Origin of the sequence: Clostridioides sp. ES-W-0016-02 (assembly GCF_020641035.1) — a bacterium.
Lineage (GTDB): Bacteria > Bacillota > Clostridia > Peptostreptococcales > Peptostreptococcaceae > Clostridioides.
The window spans coordinates 75,286-98,271 of record NZ_CP061361.1; the positions used below are offsets into that span (position 1 = coordinate 75,286).

The following is a 22,986-nucleotide window of genomic DNA, read 5'->3' on the forward strand; positions in this document are numbered from 1 at the left end:
AGATGGCAAAAAATGAAAAACAATTTGTTGAAGAAATAACAAAGATGGAAGAGGATTTTCCACAATGGTATACAGATGTTATAACTAAGACTGATTTAGTTGATTATGCACCAGTAAAAGGATTTATGGTTGTAAAACCATATGGATATGCTTTATGGGAAAAAATGCAAGAATTTATGGATAAAAAATTCAAAGAAACTGGACATAAAAACTGTTATTTTCCATTATTGATACCAGAAAGTTTATTAAACAAAGAAGCAGAGCATGTTGAGGGGTTTGCTCCAGAAGTTGCATGGGTAACACATGGAGGAAATAAAAAACTAGAAGAAAGACTATGTGTAAGACCTACTTCAGAAACTATAATATGTACAATGTATGCTAAATGGCTAAAATCATATAGAGAGCTACCATATCTTTATAATCAATGGTGTTCAGTTGTTAGATGGGAAAAATCAACTAGACCTTTCTTAAGAACATCTGAATTCTTATGGCAAGAAGGTCATACATTACATGAAACAGCAGAAGAAGCACAACAAGAAACAATACAACAATTAGAAATATATAAAGCTTTATGTGAAGAATTGCTTGCAATGCCAGTTGTATCTGGTCAAAAAAGTGAAAGTGAAAAATTTGCAGGTGGTGAGAGAACATACACTATAGAAGCTATGATGCATGATGGGAAAGCATTACAATCAGGTACAAGTCATTTCTTAGGACAACACTTTACAAAAGCGTTTGATATTACTTTTGCAGATAGAGAAGGCAACTTAGCTAATCCATATCATACATCTTGGGGAGCATCTACAAGACTTATAGGTGGGCTTATAATGACTCATAGTGATAATAGAGGATTAGTATTACCACCAAGAGTAGCTCCAATACAAGTTGTTATAGTTCCTATAGCTGCTAAAAAAGGCAATGTAATGGAAACTGTTGATAAAATATATGCAGATTTAAAAGCTAAAGGAGTAACAGTAGAGGTTGATGATAGAGATAACTATACAACTGGATGGAAATTTAATGAGTGGGAAATGAAAGGTGTACCAATAAGAATTGAAATTGGACCAAAAGATATAGAAAATAATCAAGCTATGATATTTAGAAGAGATACTCTAGAAAAGAGTGCTATGCCTTTAGAAGGATTAGCTGATGCTGTATATGATTTATTTGATATTATACACAATGATATGTTTGAAAGAGCAAGAAAACATAGAGAAGATAACACATCTGTAGTTGAAAATATGGATGAATTTAGAACAGCTTTGGAAGAAAAACCAGGATTCATAAAAACTATGTGGTGTGGAGATGCTGAATGTGAGGCGAAGATTAAGGAAGAAACAGGGGCAACTATAAGATGCTTACCTTTTGAACAAGAAAACTTAGGTCACAAGTGTGTATATTGTGGAAAAGAAGCAGAGCATATGGTAGTAATGGCAAAAGCATACTAGAATCATATATTTAAATAAATGTAAAAACAAAAAACTGGGATGTAAAGTATTTAATACTTTACATCCCAGTTTTTTGTTTTTTACTATTCGGTTAAGATTAATAATAATTTTAATATAATTATCTAAATTTACTTTATTCTTATGGTAGAATATGTAATATATGTGCCTAAAAAATAAAGGAGTATGCTAAGATGATTAATAAATGTATAAAAAAAACATTGAATATTATTGTTATCACAATTATCGGCTCTTTTTTACTTGTTTGCATATTGATGTGGGTTTCAGTTTATTTATCCAATGCTACAAAGGAATTTAATGAATATTGGGACATCAAAATACCTTCACCCAGTGAGGAAAAGGTAGTATTAATATCAGAAGAAAGCTTCCTTGGAGATGGAGAAAGTTTTATTATTTATAAATATTCAGATACTAAATTTGATAAAATAAAAAACTTACATATAGGTAATAGTATAGATGATAAAAATATAAATAATATAAATGAGCAGGTTAAAAATTTTAAAAGTAAAACTTTATCTTTAAGTGATGTTAAAGACGATTCTAATCACAAGAAACATATAGAAGAAGCATTTAGAAATTATCCTATAAAAACATCCATAGGTGATAACTATTTGCATGTAAAAAAAGAGGATGGAAGTGAACTACTTTTGATTGTTAGAAATTATGAAAGAAAAATATATATATTACAGATGATAATGTAGAAAGAGAATATAGATTTAGGAGTTTAAATGTTATGAAATTTACAGTAGATGTATTTTTGATTTTTCAAATTATAGGAACTATATTACTATTTTTGATAGCACATTTATTGTATAGATTTCTAAAAAATTGATAATAAGCATTTATGAATAGTTATAAATAATACCTTTAATTTTTGGAAAAATAAATGGATTAAAAGAAAGATTTATGAAATTAAATCTAGTATTTTCTGATATAATAAACATGTGTATTTTTGAATAAAAAGGATATTATTATTAAGTTTGATTAAAAATAAACTTGCAAAACAATGTACTAGTTTAATATTATAGTTATATTGAATAAAATATCAGGAGGAAGTAAAAATGAATATAAGAGTAAGGTTTGCACCAAGTCCAACAGGATTTGTACATATAGGTAGTTTAAGGACTGCTTTATATAACTATTTATTTGCAAAGAAAATGGGCGGAGAATATATATTAAGAGTAGAAGATACAGACCAAAGTAGATTGGTAGAAGGTGCTATAGAAAATATGCTTAATGCTATGAAATGGGCTGGCGTCAATCATGATGAGGGAGTTATATTAGATGATAATGAAAAAGTAATACAAAAAGGAGAATATGGACCATATATTCAATCTCAAAGATTAGATATATATCAAGAATATATAAAACAACTTTTAGATAGTGGAAAAGCTTATTATTGTTTCTGTACAAAGGAAAGATTGGATGAAGTAAGAGATGCTCAAAAGGCAGCAGGAGAAACTGCTAAATATGATGGTCACTGCAAAAACTTATCTAAAGAAGAGGTAGAAGCTAATATAAAAGCAGGAGTACCATATGTTATAAGATTAAAATTACCAGAAAATCATATAATTAAATTTACTGATTTAGTTAGAGGAGACATGGAATTCAATACTAATGATTTAGATGACCAAGTTTTGATGAAAACAGATGGATTCCCAACTTATCATTTTGCAGTAGTGGTAGATGATTATCTAATGAAAATTACACATGTTATAAGAGGAGAAGAGTGGGTATCATCTACTCCAAAACATGTTTATTTATATGAAGCATTTGGATGGGAAGCGCCAGTATTTGTACATTTACCAAATATACTTAATAAAGAAAAGAAAAAATTAAGTAAGAGACAAGGTGATGTAGCAGTTGAAGATTTTAAGAAAAAAGGATATTTACCAGAAGGATTAGTAAACTATGTAGCATTAGTTGGTTGGTCTCCAGAAGATAATCAAGAGTTATTTACAATGGAAGAGTTAGAAAAAGCTTTCTCTGTTGAAAGAGTATCTAAAAGTGGAGGGGTATTCGATACTGAAAAGTTAAACTGGGTTAATCAACATTATATAAAAGACGGTGATGATGCTTACCTAACAGATTTAGCTATACCATTTTTAATAGAAGATGGGTTTATAACAGAAGCAGAAGCTACTAGTAAGTATGAATTTTTAAAGAGTATGATATCAGTGCTTAAAGAAAAATTACAATATGTAAAAGAAGTTACTGAGCATGCGAGTATATTCTTTGGAGATAATGTAGAGATAGAAACTGAAGAAGGAAGTGACTTCCTAAAATTAGAACATATACCTACTTTAATAGATGCCTTACAAGAAAAAATAGAAAAAGCAGAAATATTAAATGCTGAGTTTGGTCAAACAATGCTTAAAGAGATACAAAAAGAGTATAAAATAAAAGGGAAAAATTTATTTATGGGGTCAAGAATAATTTTGACAGGACAAATGCATGGCCCAGATTTACCAAAAGTAATGGAAGTTTTAGGAAAAGAAACTTGCTTAAATAGAATAGCTTATGTAAAAAATCATATATTATAGTCATAAAAGTCCGCTAATTTAGATGCGGACTTTTTTTGTGTTAGTATTTGGTGAAAAGATATGGCTAACAAAATGAAGGTATTTAGGTCAATAAATTTAATATATAAAAAGCAAAGCAAAAATATAAATAAAATATGAATAATAAACTAATAAAAATATTAAGCATAGAAGAAGGTAATCTATTATTTTAGTTTGATTTAATTATTAAGGGGGTAATTACTATGTATAGTAATATTGATGATGTTAAAAAGGAATTAAAGGAGCTATGCTTAGAATATGTTACAATTTTAGAAAAGTTAAAAGACGAAAAAATGATTACAGAAGAGACTTTTGAAAAATGTTCTTCTCAAAAAAAGATATTTTTAGAGGAACAATAGAAAATAGTGATAGTATTATTATGTAATTTGAAGGATAGTATGAAAAATGATAGTAGTACTATTATTTATTGCAATTTTCAACTATAATATAATATATGATGTTAAGAAAATAATTTATAAAAATACAGTGAGGTGATGAGTGTGAAAGTTTATAATACATTAACTAGAGCAAAAGAAGAATTTGTTCCATTAGAAGAAGGAAAGGTAAAAATGTATGTGTGTGGTCCAACAGTTTATAACTATATCCACATAGGTAATGCAAGACCATTTATAATATTTGATACTCTAAGAAGGTATTTAGAGTATAGAGGATATGACGTAACTTATGTACAAAACTTTACAGATGTTGATGACAAGATTATAAATAGAAGCCACGAAGAAGGAATATCTCCAGAAGAAGTTGCTACTAAATACATAAAAGAGTATTTTGTAGATTGTGATGGATTAGGAATTAAGAGAGCTACTGTTCATCCTCAAGTTACAGATAATATACAACAAATTATAGATTTTATAAAAGAATTAGAAGATAAAGGATATGCATATGCAGTAAATGGCGATGTATATTTTGATACAAATAAATTTGAAGGATATGGAAAACTTTCAGGCCAAAAACAAGAAGACTTAGAGGCTGGAGCTAGAATTGAAGTTAATGACCAAAAAAGACATCCTATGGATTTTGTTCTTTGGAAAGCAAAAAAAGAAGGAGAACCAGGATGGGAGAGTCCTTGGGGAGAAGGTAGACCAGGGTGGCATATAGAATGTTCTGTTATGTCTAAGAGATACTTAGGTGAGACAATTGATATACATGCAGGTGGTCAAGATTTAACATTCCCACACCATGAAAACGAAATAGCACAAAGTGAAGCTAGAAGTGGAAAAACATTCTCAAAATATTGGATGCATAATGGATATATAAATATAAATGATGAAAAAATGAGTAAATCAAAAGGGAATTTCTTTACAGTAAGAGATATATCAAAGCTATATGATTTAGAAATAGTGAGATTTTTCATGTTATCAGCACATTATAGAAATCCAGTAAACTTTAGTGATGAAATGTTAAATCAAGCTAAAGCTGGTCTTGAAAGATTGTATAATACCAAAGAAAAATTAGAGTTTACATTAAGTAATTTAAAAGAATCATCTCTAACAGAAAAAGAAGTAGAGCTTGTTAAAGAATTAGATAACTTTAGACAAAGATTTATAGATGCTATGGATGATGATGTTAATACAGCAGATGCAGTAAGTATTATATTTGAATTGGCTAAGTTGATAAATTCTAATGTAGACGAAAATTCTTCTTTAGAGTTAGCTAAGAAGTGTTTAGATGAATTTAATGAGCTTACAGGAGTATTGAATATTGTAAATAAGAAAAAGGATACTGTGCTAGATAAAGACATTGAAGAATTAATACAAAAGAGAACTGACGCAAAGAAAAATAAAGAATTCCAATTAGCGGATGATATAAGACAACAATTATTAGATATGGGAATTGTACTAGAAGACACAAGACAAGGTGTTAAGTGGAAAAGGGTATAAAAATGGAAAAAACTGAATTAGTTACTATGTCACCACTAGTTTTAGCATATTTAGGTGATACAGTGTATGAGACATATATAAGAGAACACTTGATTAGACAAAATACACAGCGAAAAGTTAATGATTTGCATAAGTTAGCCATAAAGTATGTAAAGGCTAAAGCTCAAGCATCAATAATTCATGAAATCGAAAGTGAATTAACAGAGGAAGAGGGTAAAATTTATAAAAGGGGAAGAAATCAAAAATCAAACACTTCTCCTAAAAATGCAGATATTATAGACTATAAACATGCAACTGGATTTGAAGCATTAATTGGATATTTGTATTTGAATAATGAAATAGAGAGACTTCAATATATTATCAATAAAGGAATTAAAATTATTGAAAGAGATATGTAAATATTAAAGAGTGTTGTCTTAATAATAATTAATAAGGCAACACTTTTTTTATAACTAATGTATAATAAATATATAGAAATTAGTAATAAGAAAGGACAAAAATTTATGAAAGTAAAATTAATATCACATACACCTGAACCCGAAAAAGTAATAGCTATGGCAGCTAAGTTATGTTATTCACCAGTTGGGACAGACGAAATAGAAAAAGACTTAACAGAAGAAAGTATAGAAAAATTTTTAAATATGTTATTAAATATAGGGCATGGTTCAATATTAGAACATGCATCTTTTACGTTTTCAATAGAAGGTATTTCAAGAGCTTGTTCGCATCAAATTGTTAGACATCGTATAGCTAGTTTTTCACAACAAAGTCAAAGGTATGTTAAATTAGACCAATTTGAGTACATAATTCCTCCTGAAATAGAAAAAATAGAAAAAGCAAAAGAGTTATTTGTTAACTCAATGAAAAAGGACCAAGAAGATTATGACAAATTAGTGGAGATATTATTTGATAAGCATTATGATGAACTAATAAAAGAAGGAAAAAATGAGAAAACAGCAAAGAGACAAGCTGAGAAAAAAGCAATAGAGGATGCTAGATATGTATTTCCAAATGCATGTGAAACAAAAATGGTATTTACTATAAACGCTAGAAGTTTATTTAATTTCTTTGAACATAGATGCTGTGAAAGAGCACAATGGGAAATAAGAAACTTAGCTGTAGAAATGTTAAGAGAAGTTAAAAAAGTTGCTCCTATATTATTTAAAAAGACTGGTCCAAGCTGTGTAAATGGAAGTTGTCCAGAAGGAACTATGACTTGTGGTGATATAGTTCAAGTTAGAGAAAAATTTAAATCCTTGTAGGTGGTGAATAGTTTGGCAAGTATTGAAGGAAGAAATCCTGTAATAGAAGCTATAAAGAGTGATAGAGAAATAGACAAAATATTAATTGCAAACTCAGCTAAAGAAGGTTCAATTAAGAAAATAATAGGAATGGCCAAAGAGAAGAATATAATTATACAATATGTTGATAAACATAAGTTAGATGAAGTAAGCACAAGTCATTCGCATCAAGGTGTAATAGCTTATGCAAGTGAATATAAGTATTATGAATTAGATGAGTTAATAGGCTCAGTAAAAGGTAAAAATGAAGACCCATTTTTTATTATACTAGATGAAATAACAGACCCACATAACTTAGGTTCAATAATAAGGACAGCAGATGCAGTAGGAGCACATGGAGTTATTATCCCAAAAAGAAGGTCTGTGCACATAACTCCTGTAGTTACAAAAGCTTCTGCTGGAGCTGTAGAGTATATGCCAGTTTGTAAGGTAACCAATATAGTCAATACAATAAAAAGACTGAAAGATGAAGGGCTGTGGATTGCAGCTGCTGATATGGATGGAGAAACTTTTTATAAACAAAATCTTACAGGACCTCTAGGTGTAGTAATTGGAAGTGAAGGTTTTGGAATATCTAGATTGGTTAAACAAAACTGTGACTTTATAGTAAAAATGCCCATGATAGGTAATGTTACATCTTTAAATGCATCTGTAGCAGGTGGTATACTTTTATATGAAATATTCAGACAAAGACTGGATAAAAAGTAAATAAGCATGAGAAGAAACATAAATCACTACTTAATAATAGATGGCTATAATATTATAAATGCGTGGGATAATTTAAAAGAACTGGCGAAAGAGGATTTAGAGGATTCTCGAGAAAAACTTATTGATGATATTATAGAATTTTCTGAGTTCATGGGATATAAGACTATAATAGTTTTTGATGCTTATAATGTTAAGAATTCCCGAGAAAAAGTTGAAAAAAGAAAACACATAACAATAGTTTATACAAGAGAGCACCAAACAGCGGATAGTTATATAGAAAAATTTATAACTTCTCTATCAAAATATGATGATGTAAAAGTAGCTACTAATGACTATGCAGAGCAACAAATGATTTTAGGAAAAGGTGCTATGAGAATGTCTGCTAGAGAATTAAAGTTAGAATTAGATCGTTCCAAGAATAAAATGAAGGAAAAAAATAGCGGTTTAAGGAAAAAAATTCAGCGAAATTGGTTGGAGGAAAGGTTAGATGAAGAAACATTGTCGAAACTTGAGAACATTCGTAGAAAGCGTTGAAATTACTAGGTTCTTTAGACTATAATATACCTATAAATTTGTTTTATATATGGGGGAGATTTACATGTTGGTAGCAAAAGAAAAAAGTTATGAGTTAATAGACAATTGTCAGCAAGATGAGTATAACATTGTATTAAGAGCAAGTGAAGGGGATAAGATAGCACTAGAGTATATTATTACCAAATACAGAAATTTTGTAAAGGCAAAAGCAAAGTCATATTTTTTAATTGGAGCAGATAAAGAAGATATAATACAAGAAGGAATGATAGGCCTTTATAAGGCAGTTAGAGATTTTGATGGAAGTAAGACAAATTCATTTAAATGTTTTGCAGAGATATGTATAACAAGACAAATAATAACTGCTATAAAAACTGCAACAAGACAAAAACATATACCTTTAAATTCATATGTTTCTTTGAATAAACCAATATATGATGAAGAGTCAGACAGAACACTTTTAGATATAATAGCTACAAGTATAGTAACAGATCCAGAAGAACTTATAATTAGTAAAGAAGAATTAAAAAATATAGAATCAAAGATGAACGAATTATTAAGCGACTTGGAATTAGAAGTCCTAGAATTGTATTTGAATGGAAAGTCATACCAGTTCATAGCGGACAAACTTAAAAGAGATGTAAAGTCAATAGATAACGCTTTACAAAGGGTTAAGAGAAAATTAGAAAAACATCTTGAAAACAGAAATGATTAATAGTAAAATACTTACCATAAGCTTATTGTGAGCAAAATTAATTTATATCGAAAGATAAGGGAGGAAATTCAAAATGGCTAAAGCTAAATACGAAAGAACAAAACCTCATGTTAATATAGGGACAATAGGACACGTTGACCACGGTAAAACTACATTAACAGCAGCGATAACAAAAACATTATATGACAGATATCAACTAGGAGAAGCAGTAGATTTCGCAAACATAGATAAAGCTCCAGAAGAAAGAGAAAGAGGAATCACAATATCAACAGCACACGTTGAGTATGAAACTCCAAACAGACACTACGCACACGTTGACTGCCCAGGACATGCTGACTACGTTAAGAACATGATAACAGGAGCAGCACAAATGGACGGAGCAATATTAGTTTGTTCAGCAACAGATGGACCAATGCCACAAACAAGAGAGCATATACTATTATCAAGACAAGTTGGAGTACCATATATAGTAGTATTCTTAAACAAATGTGACATGGTAGATGATGAAGAGTTATTAGAACTAGTAGAAATGGAAGTAAGAGATTTATTAACAGAATATGATTTCCCAGGAGATGATACTCCAATAGTAAGAGGATCAGCATTAATGGCATTAGAAGATCCAAAGAGTGAGTGGGGAAATAAAATAGTAGAATTATTCGAGCAAATAGATGAATATATACCAGCACCAGAAAGAGATACTGACAAACCATTCTTAATGCCAGTAGAAGACGTATTCTCAATCACAGGAAGAGGAACAGTTGCAACAGGAAGAGTGGAAAGAGGAGTATTAAAAGTACAAGACGAAGTAGAATTAGTAGGATTAACAGAAGCACCAAGAAAAGTAGTAGTAACAGGAGTAGAAATGTTCAGAAAATTATTAGACCAAGCACAAGCAGGGGATAATATAGGAGCATTATTAAGAGGAGTACAAAGAAACGAAATAGAAAGAGGACAAGTACTAGCAAAGACTGGATCAGTAAAAGCACACACAAAATTTACTGCAGAAGTATATGTACTTAAAAAAGAAGAAGGTGGAAGACATACACCATTCTTTGATGGATATAGACCACAATTCTATTTCAGAACAACAGATGTAACAGGAGCTTGTAAGTTACCAGATGGAATAGAAATGGTAATGCCTGGAGATAACGTAACAATGGAAGTAGACTTAATAAATTCAATAGTTGTAGAAGAAGGATTAAGATTCTCAATAAGAGAAGGTGGAAGAACAGTAGCTTCAGGAGTTGTTGCTACAATAATAGAGTAATTCTTATTACTAAACTGATGGATTAAAGAATAATAAAAAGAGGGGTTATGCTCCTCTTTTTTTAACATAGAAATACAAAAACATTGACACAGCATAGGATTTTGTGATAACTTATACAAGGTAATGATTATAGGAAGTTAATAATATCTTAAATACTGTAGATTTTTAATAAATACATATTTTAAAGATATTATATTCACATATATTAACAATATATATTATTGTATTACAAAGTTGGAGGTGTATCAGATGAGAGTTAAAGTAACTTTAGCATGTACAGAGTGTAAGCAAAGAAACTACAACACTACTAAGAATAAGAAAAATAATCCAGACAGAATAGAATTACAAAAATATTGTAGATTCTGTAAAAAGCATACAACTCATAAAGAAACAAAATAGTTTTATAAGGATGTGAGTATGGAATGGCTGCCCAAACAAATGACGGTGCAAAAACTAAAAAGAGATTCAGTTTATTTGGTTATTTAAAAGAAACTAAACAAGAATTGAAAAGAGTTACATGGCCGACAAAAAAAGAATTGTTTAAAAACACAGGTATAGTTTTAACTGTAGTTATTTCATGCACTATATTAGTATGGGGTATAGACACTATATTATCTGGTGCACTAGCGTTATTACTAAAATAGACGAAAAGAGGTAAGTTAAATGTCAGAATTACAAGAAGCAAGTTGGTATGTAGTTCATACTTATTCGGGACATGAAAATAAAGTTAAAGCTACAATAGAAAAAGCAGTTAAAACAAGAAGTATGGAAGACTGCATAAGACAAGTAGTTGTTCCAACAGAAGAGGTAGTGGAAACTACTAAAACTGGAAAAGAAAAAACTAGACAACGTAAAGTTTATCCAAGTTATGTTTTGGTTAAAATGATAATAACTGATGAATCTTGGTATGTAGTAAGAAATACTAAGGGAGTTACAGGTTTCGTTGGACCTGGTTCAAAACCAGTACCATTAAGTGAAGAAGAAGTTAAAGCTATGGGTATAGATACAACTGAACCTAAAGTAGTAAATAGTGATATTGACTTTGAAATAGGAGATACAGTAAAGGTATCTCAAGGACCATTTAGTGGACAAGTAGGAAACATAGAAGAAATTGACTTAGAAAACAGAGAAGTTAAAGTATGCATAAATGCATTTGGTAAAAGGACTCTATTTGTAATAGAGCTTGAAGGTATAGAAAAAATCTAATACTATTATTATAGAAAAATCTGAGGAGGTGCGCTCAAAATGGCTAAAAAAGTTATAGGTCAAATAAAATTACAAATACCTGCAGGAAAGGCTACTCCAGCGCCACCAGTTGGACCAGCATTAGGACAACATGGTGTTAATATAATGGGATTCACAAAAGAATTTAATGCTAAAACTGCAGATCAAGCTGGAATGATAATACCAGTTGTTATAACTGTATATCAAGATAGATCATTCAGTTTTATAACAAAAACTCCACCAGCTGCAGTTTTAATTAAAAAAGCATTAAACTTAAAATCAGGTTCTGGAGAACCAAACAAAAAGAAAGTTGCTAAAATAACTTCAGCTCAAGTAAGAGAAATAGCTGAATTAAAAATGCCTGACTTAAATGCTGCATCAGTAGAAGCTGCTATGAGTATGATAGCTGGTACTGCTAGAAGCATGGGTGTTGTAGTAGAAGACTAATTAAAAGATACACTTTTTTTTATAAAGTGGGAGGCGAAAAGCCGAGATTAACCACAAGGAGGAAAATAAAATGGCTAAAAAAGGTAAAAGATATGCAGGTGCATTACAAAAAGTAGATAGAACTAAGTTCTATGATGCATCAGAAGCATTAACATTAGTTTCAGATATAGCTGGAGCTAAATTTGACGAAACAGTAGAAGCACACATTAAATTAGGTGTTGACTCAAGACATGCTGATCAACAAGTAAGAGGTGCAGTTGTATTACCTCACGGAACTGGTAAAACTAAAAGAGTTTTAGTTTTTGCTAAAGGTGAAAAAGCTAAGGAAGCTGAACAAGCTGGTGCTGATTTTGTAGGAGCTGAAGAATTAGTTCAAAAAATACAAGGTGAAAACTGGTTTGATTTTGATATAGTAGTTGCTACTCCAGACATGATGGGTGTAGTAGGTAGATTAGGTAGAGTATTAGGACCAAAAGGTTTAATGCCAAACCCTAAATCAGGAACAGTTACATTTGATGTAGCTAAAGCTATAGATGAAATAAAAGCTGGTAAAGTTGAATACAGATTAGACAAAACTAACATAATACACGTTCCAGTAGGAAAAGTATCATTTGGTGGAGAAAAATTATCTGAAAACTTTGCTGCATTAATGGATGCTATAATAAAAGCTAAACCAGCTGCTGCTAAAGGACAATATTTAAGAAGTATAACTGTAGCTTCTTCAATGGGACCTGGAGTTAAAATAAACCCAGCAAGAACAGCTGAATAATAAAACTGTTGACACAGGTTGACAAAAATGTTATCATATCATTTGTCAATGTAAAAAAGAATAGATTTGCCGTAGATAGTGGGTGCGAAAGCTTAATATCCCACCGAGGTTTTAGATAAATTGAGATTACTAAAGCTTTTGATGTCTACTTTTGGCAACAAAAGCTTTTTATAATGTTGCGGTAAATACTAAGCCTATTTGGTGAAGGAGGTGCACATCTAGATGAGAAAAGCTATAGAAATTAAATCAGAAGTTGTTTCTGAAATAGTTGAAAAGTTACAAAAATCTTCTGCTGCCGTTGTTGTTGATTACAAAGGGTTAACAGTTGAAGAAGTAACTGAGTTAAGAAAACAAATGAGAGAAGCTGGTGTAGATTACAAAGTATATAAAAATACTTTAGTTAGAAGAGCAGCTAAAGAAGTTGGTATAGAGCAATTCAATGAAGAATTATTAATTGGTACTAATGCTATAGCATTTGGATATGATGATCCAGTTGCTCCAGCTAGAATATTAAAAGGATTCATGGATTCTCATCCAAAGATGAAATTAAAGATGGGTGTTGTAGAAGGTGTATTCTATGACGAAGCTAAGATTGTTGAAATGGCTAACATACCATCAAGAGAAGTTCTTATCGCTAAATTACTTGGTAGCTTAAAAGCTCCAATATCAAACTTTGCATACTTAATAGATGCAATAGCGAAAAAGGCAGAAGGTCAAGAAGAAGCTTAATTGCTTAACTAAAAAATTATAAATATTAATTTGAAAAGAAAATTCGGAGGTGCTAAAAATGACAATAGAACAAATATTAGAAGCTATAGAAAATATGAAAGTTTTAGAATTAAATGAATTAGTTAAAGCTGCTGAAGAAAAATTCGGCGTATCAGCTTCAGCTCCAGTAATGGTAGCTGGTGCAGCTGCTGGTGGACCAGCTGCTGAAGAAAAAACTGAGTTTGATGTAGTATTAGCTGAGGTTGGTTCTTCAAAAGTTGGAGTTATAAAAGCAGTTAGAGAAATAACAGGATTAGGATTAAAAGAAGCTAAAGAAGTAGTTGACAATGCTCCTAAGACAGTTAAAGAAGGAGCTTCTAAAGAAGAAGCTGATCAAATAAAAGAAAAATTAGAAGCTGCTGGAGCTAAAGTAGAAGTTAAGTAGTTTCTTTAAAAAGATACCCATTTGGGTATCTTTTTTTATTTATAAAAAATTGTGAATAGAATATTTCTATAAAATAAAAAAAATTTATATAATAGTATTAAATTAAGGGTATCATATAGTTTGTAATGAGATTTTAATTTAATACTATTAAAGAATATGTTTTTACTATGTTAAATACAGATGTTAAATTAAAATATAAACAATTATTGTAATGTGCATATATAAGGTGATATAATAAAAGACAAATTATATAAAACTACATATTGTTTTAAAAATTTACAAAAATACTTTAAAAATAAAATGTAATAAATAATTAATTAACAAATACAAATTTAAAATGAGTGAAATACTTCTAAAAATCGAAATATGTAGATTTTAAGAAATACATTTAAGGAGGAGTTAATAATGGAAAAATTACAAGGTAAAGTTGCAGTGGTTACTGCAGCAACTAAAGGTATTGGATTAGCATCAGCTGAAATATTGGCACAAAATGGAGCAGTTGTATATTTAGCAGCTCGTTCAGAAGAATTGGCTAATGAAGTTATAGACAGAATAAGTGCAGAAGGCGGGTGTGCTAAGTTTGTTTATTTTAATGCTCGTGAAGAAGAAACGTTTACTTCAATGATAGAAGATGTAGTTAAAAAAGAAGGTAAGATAGATATACTTGTAAATAATTTTGGTTCGACAAATCCCTCACTTGATAAAGACCTTTTAACTGGAGATACAGATAGTTTCTTTGATACAGTAAATACTAATTTAAAAAGTGTATATTTACCATGTAAAGCTGCTATTCCTCATATGATAAAGAATGGCAAGGGAAGTATAATAAATATATCTAGTATAGGTTCAGTATTGCCTGACCTATCTAGAATAGCTTATTGTGTATCAAAATCAGCAATCAACTCATTAACTCAAAATATAGCAACACAATATGCAAAAGACAATGTTAGATGTAATGCTGTACTTCCAGGCCTTATTGCAACCAAAGCTGCTTTAGATAATATGTCTCCAGAATTCATAAAGGAGTTCCTAAAGCATGTTCCTTTAAATCGTATAGGGAAACCAGAAGACATAGCAAAAGCTGTTTTATTCTATGCTAGTGATGATTCATCCTTTATAACAGGAGACTTACTTGAAGTAGCTGGAGGATTTGGTTTACCTACGCCACAGTTTGCAGATAATATATTAGGATAATTATATTACTAATATAATAGTAAAAATAAAAAACTTAATTATAGTAGAAATTCTATTTTTATAAAGACTGTAGATATAATTTATGATGGAAATAGTTTAAGATTTAAAACTCCAGATTAAATTCATTTATGGTCTTTATTTTGTATATTTAACAGCTTTTGTATAAATATAATTATTTACTAGTACTTATTTATGAAATTATAATTAAATATGGGTATGGTATTAGAATGTAACTTTTTCTAGAAAATTAAACCGATAAATGAAAAAATTGGATTTTATATTGGAGAATTGTACATAATACATAATATATGCTTAAAATAATTTACAAAAAATCAAAAATAATGCATAGTTTACATATAAGATAAAAAATATATTGAAAAATACTTGACATTATGCTAAAATTATTAGATGCGTTAGAATGAACTATTGTTTTATTTTTAATTATTGAGAGGTGAAAAGTGAATGCCACATCCTGTCACGATAGGTAAAAGAACTAGAATGAGCTTTTCTAAAATTAAGGAAATAGCTGATGTGCCAAATCTTATAGAAATTCAAGTAGATTCCTATGAGTGGTTTTTAAAAGAAGGTTTAAAAGAAGTGTTTGATGATATTTCACCAATAGAAGATTATACTGGTAATCTTATATTGGAATTTGTTGACTACTCTTTAGACGATAAACCAAAGTACGATATAGAAGAGTGTAAAGAGAGAGATGCTACATATTGTGCACCTCTAAAAGTTAAGGTAAGACTTATAAATAAAGAAACAGGTGAAATAAAAGAACAAGAAGTATTTATGGGTGACTTCCCTTTAATGACAGAAAGAGGAACTTTCGTTATAAATGGGGCAGAAAGAGTTATCGTAAGTCAATTAGTTAGATCTCCTGGTGTTTACTATGCGGAAGAGAGAGACAAAACAGGTAAGAGATTAATTTCATCTACTGTAATTCCTAATAGAGGAGCATGGTTAGAATATGAAACAGATTCTAACGATGTAATATCTGTAAGAGTTGATAGAACAAGAAAACAACCAGTTACAGTTTTACTTAGAGCTTTAGGAATAGGGACAGATGCAGAAATAATTGACCTTTTAGGAGAAGACGAAAGATTATCTGCCACATTAGAAAAAGATAATACTAAGACAGTAGAGGAAGGTCTTGTTGAGATATATAAAAAATTAAGACCAGGTGAACCACCTACTGTAGAAAGTGCATCATCTTTACTAAATGCTTTATTCTTTGATCCAAAGAGATATGATTTAGCAAAAGTTGGTAGATACAAATTTAATAAAAAGCTTGCTTTATGCTATAGAATTATGAATAGAATTTCAGCAGAAGACATAATAAATCCTGAAACAGGAGAAGTATTTGTAAAAGCTGGAGAAAAAATAAGCTATGAGTTAGCTAAAGATATACAAAATGCAGGTATAAATGTAGTAAATCTATTAATGGATGATGATAAGAAAGTTAGAGTTATAGGAAATAATTTTGTAGACATTAAGTCTCATATTGATTTTGACATAGATGATTTAAACATAAAAGAAAAAGTGCATTATCCAACATTAAAAGAAATTTTAGATGGATATAGTGATGAAGAAGAAATAAAAGAAGCTATAAAATCAAGAATTAAAGAACTTATACCAAAACATATATTATTAGACGATATAATAGCTTCAATAAGTTATGAATTCAATATCTTCTATAATATAGGAAACATTGATGATATAGACCATTTAGGAAATAGAAGAATAAGATCTGTAGGAGAATTATTACAAAACCAAGTTAGAATTGGTCTTTCAAGAATGGAAAGAGTCATAAAAGAAAGAATGACAGTTCAAGATATGGAAGCTATAACGCCTCAAGCGTTAGTTAACATAAGACCAGTTTCAGCTGCAATAAAAGAATTCTTTGGTAGTTCTCAGTTATCTCAGTTCATGGACCAAACAAATCCTTTATCTGAGTTAACACATAAGAGAAGACTATCAGCTCTTGGGCCTGGAGGTCTTTCAAGAGAAAGAGCTGGATTCGAAGTGCGTGACGTTCACCATTCACACTACGGTAGAATGTGTCCGATAGAGACTCCAGAAGGACCAAATATCGGTCTTATAAACTCTCTTGGAACTTATGCAAAAATAAATGAGTTTGGATTTATAGAATCACCATATAGAAAATTTGATAAAGTAACATCAACAGTTACTGATGAGATACATTATTTAACTGCTGATGAAGAAGATTTATTCGTAAGAGCTCAGGCAAATGAGCCATTAACAGACAATGGTAAATTCGTAAACCATAGAGTTGTTTGTAGAACTGTAAATGGTGCTGTTGAAATGGTTCCTGAAAGCAGAGTAGACTATATGGATATATCTCCTAAGCAGGTTGTATCTGTTGCCACTGCTATGATACCTTTCTTAGAAAATGATGATGCCAACCGTGCCCTTATGGGAGCGAACATGCAACGTCAGGCAGTGCCTCTAGTTAGAAGAGAAGCACCAATTATAGGAACTGGTATAGAATATAGAGCTGCAAAAGACTCTGGAGCAGTTGTTGTTGCTAGAAATTCTGGTATAGCAGAAAGAGTAACAGCGGATGAGATAATTATAAAAAGAGAAGATGGAAACAGAGATAGATATAATCTACTTAAGTTTAAACGTTCAAACTCAGGTACTTGTATAAATCAAACACCTATAATAACTAAAGGTGAGCAAATAGTGCAAGGAGATGTTATAGCAGACGGTCCAGCAACTGATTTAGGAGAAGTAGCACTTGGAAGAAACTGTCTTATAGCATTCATGACTTGGGAAGGTTATAACTACGAAGATGCCATATTAATAAATGAAAGATTAGTTAAAGAAGATAGATTATCAACAATTCATATAGAAGAATATGAATGTGAAGCTAGAGATACAAAACTAGGGCCAGAGGAAATAACTAGAGATATACCTAATGTTGGAGATAGTGCAATTAAGAACTTAGATGACAGAGGTATAATAAGAATAGGTGCAGAAGTAGATTCAGGAGATATACTAGTTGGTAAAGTAACTCCAAAAGGGGAAACTGAACTTACTGCTGAGGAAAGATTACTTCGTGCAATATTTGGTGAAAAGGCTAGAGAAGTTAGAGATACTTCACTTAAAGTACCTCATGGTGAATCTGGTATAATAGTTGATGTAAAAGTATTTACTAGAGAAAATGGAGATGATTTATCTCCAGGAGTAAATGAATTGGTAAGATGTTATATAGCTAAAAAGAGAAAAATAAAAGTTGGAGATAAAATGGCTGGTCGTCATGGGAATAAAGGGGTTATCTCAAGAATATTACCAGAAGAAGATATGCCATTTATGGAAAATGGAACTCCACTAGATATAATACTTAACCCACAAGGTATACCATCACGTATGAACATCGGTCAGGTTTTAGAGGTTCATTTAGGACTTGCTGCTAAGACTTTAGGATGGTATGTTGCAACATCAGTATTTGATGGTGCCAATGAGTATGATATAATGGATGCTCTTGAAGAAGCTGGATATCCTAGAGATGGTAAATTAACTTTATATGATGGTAGAACAGGTGAAACTTTTGATAATAGAATAACTGTTGGATATATGTACTACTTAAAACTACATCATTTAGTTGATGAAAAACTACATGCAAGAAGTACTGGACCATACTCATTAGTTACTCAACAGCCACTAGGTGGTAAAGCACAATTTGGTGGACAAAGATTTGGAGAGATGGAGGTTTGGGCTCTAGAAGCATATGGAGCTGCTCACATACTTCAAGAAATACTTACTGTTAAGTCTGATGATGTTGTAGGTCGTGTTAGAACTTACGAAGCTATAGTTAAAGGTGAAAACATACCTGAGCCAGGAATCCCAGAATCATTTAAGGTTCTTATAAAAGAACTTCAAAGTTTATGCTTAGATGTAAAAGTATTAACAGATGAAGATCAAGAAATAGAAGTAAGAGAGTCTGTAGATGAAGATGACACAATAGGTGAATTTGAACTAGATGTTGTAAATAACATGGGAGAAGTTGAAGAAAGTAATATAATAGAAGAAATTGAAGATGATTTTACGGAAACCGTAGAAGATGAGGATATAGAGAATTTAGAAGAATTTGCTGAAGAAGATTTATTTGAAGAAGAAATAGACTTTGATGGTGATGACTTTGATATGTAAATTTAATTAATGTAAATCTCAAATAGAAGGGAGAGAACTCCTTGTTTGAATTAAACAATTTCGAGTCGATAAAAATAGCATTGGCTTCTCCAGAAAAAATAAGACAATGGTCTAGAGGAGAAGTTAAAAAGCCAGAAACTATAAATTACCGTACTTTAAAACCAGAAAAAGATGGTCTTTTCTGTGAAAGAATATTTGGACCACAAAAAGACTGGGAGTGCCATTGTGGTAAATATAGAAGAGTTAGATACAAAGGTGTAGTTTGTGATAGATGTGGAGTAGAAGTAACTAAATCGAAAGTAAGAAGAGAAAGAATGGGACATATAGAGCTAGCAGCTCCTATGTCTCACATCTGGTACTTTAAAGGTATACCAAGTAGAATGGGACTTTTACTTGATATGTCACCAAGATCATTGGAAAAAATACTATACTTTGCTTCATATGTAGTAGTTGATCCAGGAGAAACTGGATTGAATGAGAAGCAGTTATTGACAGAAAAAGAGTATAGAACTGCTCTTGAAAAATATGGATATACTTTTACTGTAGGTATGGGTGCTGAAGCTGTAAAGATATTGTTACAAAACATAGACTTAGAGCAACAAAGCAAAGACCTAAGAGCGGAATTAAAAGACAGTACAGGACAAAAGAAAGTTAGAACAATAAGAAGATTAGAAGTTGTAGAAGCATTTAAAAAATCTGGGAATAAACCAGAATGGATGATTTTAGATGCGATACCAGTAATACCACCAGATTTAAGACCAATGGTACAACTTGATGGTGGAAGATTTGCAACTTCAGACTTAAATGATTTATATAGAAGAGTTATAAACAGAAATAATAGACTTAAGAGACTATTAGAGCTTGGAGCTCCAGATATAATTGTAAGAAATGAAAAGAGAATGCTTCAAGAAGCAGTTGATGCATTAATAGATAATGGTAGAAGAGGTAGACCTGTAACAGGGCCTGGAAATAGACCACTTAAGTCTTTATCAGATATGTTAAAGGGTAAACAAGGTCGTTTCCGTCAAAACTTACTTGGTAAGCGTGTTGACTACTCAGGACGTTCTGTTATAGTTGTTGGACCAGAACTTAAATTCTATCAATGTGGTCTTCCAAAGAAAATGGCACTAGAACTATTTAAGCCATTTGTTATGGATAAACTAGTTAAAGAAGGATATGCACATAATATAAAAAGTGCAAAATCTATAGTAGAAAAAGTTAAGCCAGAAGTTTGGGATGTTTTAGAAGATGTTATAAAAAGCCATCCAGTTCTTCTTAACCGTGCACCGACTCTTCATAGATTAGGTATACAAGCATTTGAACCAATCTTGGTTGAAGGTAAAGCTATAAAGCTACATCCACTTGTGTGTACAGCTTACAATGCAGACTTCGATGGTGACCAAATGGCAGTCCATGTACCTTTATCAGTGGAAGCACAAGCAGAAGCAAGATTCTTAATGCTTTCTGTAAACAACATTCTTGCTCCTAAAGATGGTTCTCCTATAACTACTCCATCTCAGGATATGGTTTTAGGTTGTTATTATCTAACAATAGAAGCACAAGATGATGCTAAAGGAACAGGAATGGTATTTAAAGACTTTAATGAGCTATTACTTGCTTATTACAATAAATCAGTTCATCTACATGCGTTAGTAAAACTAAAGGTGACTCTTGAAGATGGAAGAAGTTCATTAGTTGAAAGTACAGTTGGTAGATTTATATTTAATGAAAGCATACCTCAAGATTTAGGATTTGTAGATAGAAATGAAAACCCATTTGCTCTAGAAGTTGACTTCTTAGCAGATAAAAAATCTCTGGGTAAAATAATAGATAAGTGCTTTAGAAAACATGGAAATACAGAAACAGCGGAATTACTAGATTATATAAAATCTCTAGGATTTAAATATTCTACATTAGGTGGTATAACAGTTGCTGTTGCTGATATGAGTGTTCCAGAAGAAAAGAAAGTATTTATAGCTGAGGCAGAAGAAAAAGTTGATAAATATGAAAAAGCATACAGAAGAGGTTTAATATCTAATGAAGAAAGATATGAAAAAGTTATAGAGACATGGACAGAAACAACTGATAAGGTTACTGATGCTCTTATGGGTGGACTAGATAGATTAAACAATATATATATAATGGCACATTCAGGAGCCAGAGGTTCTAAAAACCAAATTAGACAGCTAGCAGGTATGCGTGGTCTTATGGCCAATGCATCTGGTAAAACAGTTGAGATACCAGTTAAATCTAATTTCCGTGAAGGTTTATCAGTACTTGAATACTTTACATCTTCACATGGTGCCAGAAAAGGTCTTGCCGATACAGCTATACGTACGGCTGAATCTGGATACTTAACAAGAAGACTTGTTGATGTAAGTCAGGATGTTATTGTAAGAGAAGTAGATTGCGGAACAGAAGATACTACAGAAATTTATGCTATAAAAGAAGGAAATGAAGTTATAGAAGAAATATATGATAGAATTGTAGGAAGATATACTATAGACCCTATATTAAATCCTGAAACTGGTGAAGTTATAGTTGAAGCTGATGCTATGATACAAGAAGATGAAGCAGAAACTATAGTAGATTTAGGAATTGAAAAAATTAGGATAAGAACAGTTCTTAACTGTAAAACTAATCATGGAGTTTGTTCTAAGTGCTATGGTAGAAACTTAGCTACAGGAAAAGAAGTTAATATAGGTGAAGCAGTTGGTATAATAGCAGCTCAATCTATAGGTGAGCCGGGTACTCAGCTTACAATGCGTACATTCCATACTGGAGGGGTTGCAGGAGCCGATATAACTCAAGGTCTTCCAAGGGTTGAAGAATTATTCGAAGCTAGAAAACCAAAAGGTTTAGCTGTAATAACTGAAGTATCTGGTAGAGTTGAAATAGATGAAACTGGAAAGAGAAAAGAAGTAAATGTAATACCAGAAGAAGGCGAAACTCAAACATATGTGATACCATATGGTTCTAGATTAAAAGTTAAGCAAGGACAGATATTAGAAGCTGGAGATCCTTTAACACAAGGATTTATAAATCCTCATGATATAGTAAGAGTAAAAGGTGTTAAAGGTGTTCAAGAATATATAGTTAAAGAAGTTCAAAGGGTTTATAGACTTCAAGGGGTTGATGTTAACGATAAGCATATAGAAGTTATAGTAAGACAAATGCTATCTAAAGTTAAAGTTGAAGACCCAGGAGATACAGATTTATTACCAGGTGGATATGAAGATGTATTAACATTTAATAGATGTAACGAAGAAGCTATAGCTAAAGACTTAAGACCAGCAGTTGCTAAAAGAGTATTACTTGGTATAACTAAAGCATCTCTTGCAACTGATTCATTCTTATCAGCAGCTTCATTCCAGGAAACAACAAGAGTATTAACAGAAGCTGCAATAAAAGGTAAAGAAGACCACCTAATAGGGCTTAAAGAGAATGTTATATTAGGTAAGCTAATACCAGCAGGAACAGGAATGAAGAAATATAGAAATATAGCTGTTGAAAAAATTGAAGATTAATGGCAGATAGAGTAAAGAAATCTTGACAACCATTATTTGTGGTGTT

At 31.1% G+C, this 22,986-nt stretch carries 21 protein-coding genes and 1 other annotated feature; all 21 genes read left to right on the forward strand.

The window, feature by feature from the left end:
- Window positions 1-2 precede the first annotated feature (2 nt).
- The 21 genes from proS (at window position 3) to rpoC (ending at window position 22,940) form a co-directional block, all read left to right on the forward strand.
- The gene (gene proS / locus IC758_RS00525) at window positions 3-1,448 is read left to right on the forward strand and encodes a proline--tRNA ligase (protein WP_227860688.1); all 1,446 of its coding nucleotides are present in this window, start codon (window positions 3-5) and stop codon (window positions 1,446-1,448) included.
- 191 nt (window positions 1,449-1,639) lie between these two features.
- The gene (locus IC758_RS00530) at window positions 1,640-2,167 is read left to right on the forward strand and encodes a hypothetical protein (RefSeq protein WP_227831905.1); all 528 of its coding nucleotides are present in this window, start codon (window positions 1,640-1,642) and stop codon (window positions 2,165-2,167) included.
- Between the two features lie 360 nt (window positions 2,168-2,527).
- A complete protein-coding gene (gene gltX, locus IC758_RS00535) occupies window positions 2,528-4,009 on the forward strand; it encodes a glutamate--tRNA ligase (protein WP_227437069.1) in 1,482 nt (493 codons plus the stop codon).
- A gap of 221 nt (window positions 4,010-4,230) precedes the next feature.
- The gene (locus IC758_RS00540; protein WP_003421202.1) at window positions 4,231-4,386 is read left to right on the forward strand and encodes a hypothetical protein; all 156 of its coding nucleotides are present in this window, start codon (window positions 4,231-4,233) and stop codon (window positions 4,384-4,386) included.
- 141 nt (window positions 4,387-4,527) lie between these two features.
- On the forward strand, window positions 4,528-5,925 hold the full coding sequence (gene cysS / locus IC758_RS00545) for a cysteine--tRNA ligase (RefSeq protein WP_227483629.1): 1,398 nt from the start codon (window positions 4,528-4,530) through the stop codon (window positions 5,923-5,925).
- A 2-nt stretch (window positions 5,926-5,927) separates the two neighbouring features.
- Window positions 5,928-6,323: a Mini-ribonuclease 3 gene (locus tag IC758_RS00550; RefSeq protein ID WP_227860689.1), complete on the forward strand. Its 396-nt coding sequence runs from the start codon at window positions 5,928-5,930 to the stop codon at window positions 6,321-6,323.
- Between the two features lie 105 nt (window positions 6,324-6,428).
- Entirely contained in the window at window positions 6,429-7,187 is a 759-nt protein-coding gene (thyX, locus tag IC758_RS00555) for an FAD-dependent thymidylate synthase (protein ID WP_227483630.1), read from the forward strand.
- A gap of 12 nt (window positions 7,188-7,199) precedes the next feature.
- Window positions 7,200-7,934 (forward strand): 23S rRNA (guanosine(2251)-2'-O)-methyltransferase RlmB, encoded by a 735-nt coding sequence (gene rlmB, locus IC758_RS00560; protein WP_227845188.1) that lies wholly within the window; start codon window positions 7,200-7,202, stop codon window positions 7,932-7,934.
- A gap of 6 nt (window positions 7,935-7,940) precedes the next feature.
- Window positions 7,941-8,468, forward strand: coding sequence for an NYN domain-containing protein (locus tag IC758_RS00565; protein WP_227437059.1), 528 nt, complete (start codon window positions 7,941-7,943; stop codon window positions 8,466-8,468).
- Between the two features lie 64 nt (window positions 8,469-8,532).
- Complete coding sequence (gene sigH, locus IC758_RS00570; RefSeq protein WP_021382468.1) at window positions 8,533-9,180, forward strand: RNA polymerase sporulation sigma factor SigH; 648 nt, start codon at window positions 8,533-8,535, stop codon at window positions 9,178-9,180.
- A gap of 73 nt (window positions 9,181-9,253) precedes the next feature.
- Complete coding sequence (gene tuf, locus IC758_RS00575; protein ID WP_227437055.1) at window positions 9,254-10,447, forward strand: elongation factor Tu; 1,194 nt, start codon at window positions 9,254-9,256, stop codon at window positions 10,445-10,447.
- Between the two features lie 249 nt (window positions 10,448-10,696).
- Window positions 10,697-10,846 (forward strand): 50S ribosomal protein L33, encoded by a 150-nt coding sequence (gene rpmG / locus IC758_RS00580; RefSeq protein WP_003421192.1) that lies wholly within the window; start codon window positions 10,697-10,699, stop codon window positions 10,844-10,846.
- Between the two features lie 23 nt (window positions 10,847-10,869).
- A complete protein-coding gene (gene secE, locus IC758_RS00585; RefSeq protein ID WP_227437053.1) occupies window positions 10,870-11,091 on the forward strand; it encodes a preprotein translocase subunit SecE in 222 nt (73 codons plus the stop codon).
- A 19-nt stretch (window positions 11,092-11,110) separates the two neighbouring features.
- Window positions 11,111-11,653, forward strand: a complete 543-nt coding sequence (gene nusG / locus IC758_RS00590; protein ID WP_227437051.1) for a transcription termination/antitermination protein NusG — start codon at window positions 11,111-11,113, stop codon at window positions 11,651-11,653.
- 39 nt (window positions 11,654-11,692) lie between these two features.
- Window positions 11,693-12,118: a 50S ribosomal protein L11 gene (gene rplK, locus IC758_RS00595; RefSeq protein WP_054268674.1), complete on the forward strand. Its 426-nt coding sequence runs from the start codon at window positions 11,693-11,695 to the stop codon at window positions 12,116-12,118.
- 70 nt (window positions 12,119-12,188) lie between these two features.
- Complete coding sequence (rplA, locus tag IC758_RS00600) at window positions 12,189-12,887, forward strand: 50S ribosomal protein L1 (protein WP_227437049.1); 699 nt, start codon at window positions 12,189-12,191, stop codon at window positions 12,885-12,887.
- Window positions 12,888-12,938: 51 nt separating this feature from the next.
- Window positions 12,939-13,067 (forward strand) — a sequence feature (ribosomal protein L10 leader region).
- A gap of 42 nt (window positions 13,068-13,109) precedes the next feature.
- Window positions 13,110-13,616, forward strand: a complete 507-nt coding sequence (gene rplJ / locus IC758_RS00605; protein WP_227437047.1) for a 50S ribosomal protein L10 — start codon at window positions 13,110-13,112, stop codon at window positions 13,614-13,616.
- A gap of 58 nt (window positions 13,617-13,674) precedes the next feature.
- Entirely contained in the window at window positions 13,675-14,040 is a 366-nt protein-coding gene (gene rplL, locus IC758_RS00610) for a 50S ribosomal protein L7/L12 (RefSeq protein WP_021382505.1), read from the forward strand.
- Window positions 14,041-14,445: 405 nt separating this feature from the next.
- Window positions 14,446-15,234 carry an SDR family NAD(P)-dependent oxidoreductase gene (locus tag IC758_RS00615; RefSeq protein ID WP_227860690.1) on the forward strand — a complete coding sequence of 263 codons (789 nt, stop codon included), beginning with the start codon at window positions 14,446-14,448 and terminating at the stop codon, window positions 15,232-15,234.
- Window positions 15,235-15,696: 462 nt separating this feature from the next.
- Window positions 15,697-19,413 (forward strand): DNA-directed RNA polymerase subunit beta, encoded by a 3,717-nt coding sequence (gene rpoB, locus IC758_RS00620; protein WP_227437043.1) that lies wholly within the window; start codon window positions 15,697-15,699, stop codon window positions 19,411-19,413.
- Window positions 19,414-19,454: 41 nt separating this feature from the next.
- Complete coding sequence (rpoC, locus tag IC758_RS00625) at window positions 19,455-22,940, forward strand: DNA-directed RNA polymerase subunit beta' (RefSeq protein ID WP_227437041.1); 3,486 nt, start codon at window positions 19,455-19,457, stop codon at window positions 22,938-22,940.
- Window positions 22,941-22,986 lie beyond the last annotated feature (46 nt).

Excerpts from the sequence above, each read along its gene's own strand:
- proS (WP_227860688.1), top strand. The coding sequence starts at position 3 with ATGGCAAAAAATGAAAAACAATTTGTTGAAGAAATAACAAAGATGGAA.
- IC758_RS00530 (WP_227831905.1), top strand. The coding sequence starts at position 1,640 with ATGATTAATAAATGTATAAAAAAAACATTGAATATTATTGTTATCACA.
- gltX (WP_227437069.1), top strand. The coding sequence starts at position 2,528 with ATGAATATAAGAGTAAGGTTTGCACCAAGTCCAACAGGATTTGTACAT.
- IC758_RS00540 (WP_003421202.1), top strand. The coding sequence starts at position 4,231 with ATGTATAGTAATATTGATGATGTTAAAAAGGAATTAAAGGAGCTATGC.
- IC758_RS00550 (WP_227860689.1), top strand. The coding sequence starts at position 5,928 with ATGGAAAAAACTGAATTAGTTACTATGTCACCACTAGTTTTAGCATAT.
- thyX (WP_227483630.1), top strand. The coding sequence starts at position 6,429 with ATGAAAGTAAAATTAATATCACATACACCTGAACCCGAAAAAGTAATA.
- IC758_RS00565 (WP_227437059.1), top strand. The coding sequence starts at position 7,941 with ATGAGAAGAAACATAAATCACTACTTAATAATAGATGGCTATAATATT.
- sigH (WP_021382468.1), top strand. The coding sequence starts at position 8,533 with ATGTTGGTAGCAAAAGAAAAAAGTTATGAGTTAATAGACAATTGTCAG.
- tuf (WP_227437055.1), top strand. The coding sequence starts at position 9,254 with ATGGCTAAAGCTAAATACGAAAGAACAAAACCTCATGTTAATATAGGG.
- rpmG (WP_003421192.1), top strand. The coding sequence starts at position 10,697 with ATGAGAGTTAAAGTAACTTTAGCATGTACAGAGTGTAAGCAAAGAAAC.
- secE (WP_227437053.1), top strand. The coding sequence starts at position 10,870 with ATGGCTGCCCAAACAAATGACGGTGCAAAAACTAAAAAGAGATTCAGT.
- nusG (WP_227437051.1), top strand. The coding sequence starts at position 11,111 with ATGTCAGAATTACAAGAAGCAAGTTGGTATGTAGTTCATACTTATTCG.
- rplK (WP_054268674.1), top strand. The coding sequence starts at position 11,693 with ATGGCTAAAAAAGTTATAGGTCAAATAAAATTACAAATACCTGCAGGA.
- rplA (WP_227437049.1), top strand. The coding sequence starts at position 12,189 with ATGGCTAAAAAAGGTAAAAGATATGCAGGTGCATTACAAAAAGTAGAT.
- rplJ (WP_227437047.1), top strand. The coding sequence starts at position 13,110 with ATGAGAAAAGCTATAGAAATTAAATCAGAAGTTGTTTCTGAAATAGTT.
- rplL (WP_021382505.1), top strand. The coding sequence starts at position 13,675 with ATGACAATAGAACAAATATTAGAAGCTATAGAAAATATGAAAGTTTTA.
- IC758_RS00615 (WP_227860690.1), top strand. The coding sequence starts at position 14,446 with ATGGAAAAATTACAAGGTAAAGTTGCAGTGGTTACTGCAGCAACTAAA.
- rpoB (WP_227437043.1), top strand. The coding sequence starts at position 15,697 with ATGCCACATCCTGTCACGATAGGTAAAAGAACTAGAATGAGCTTTTCT.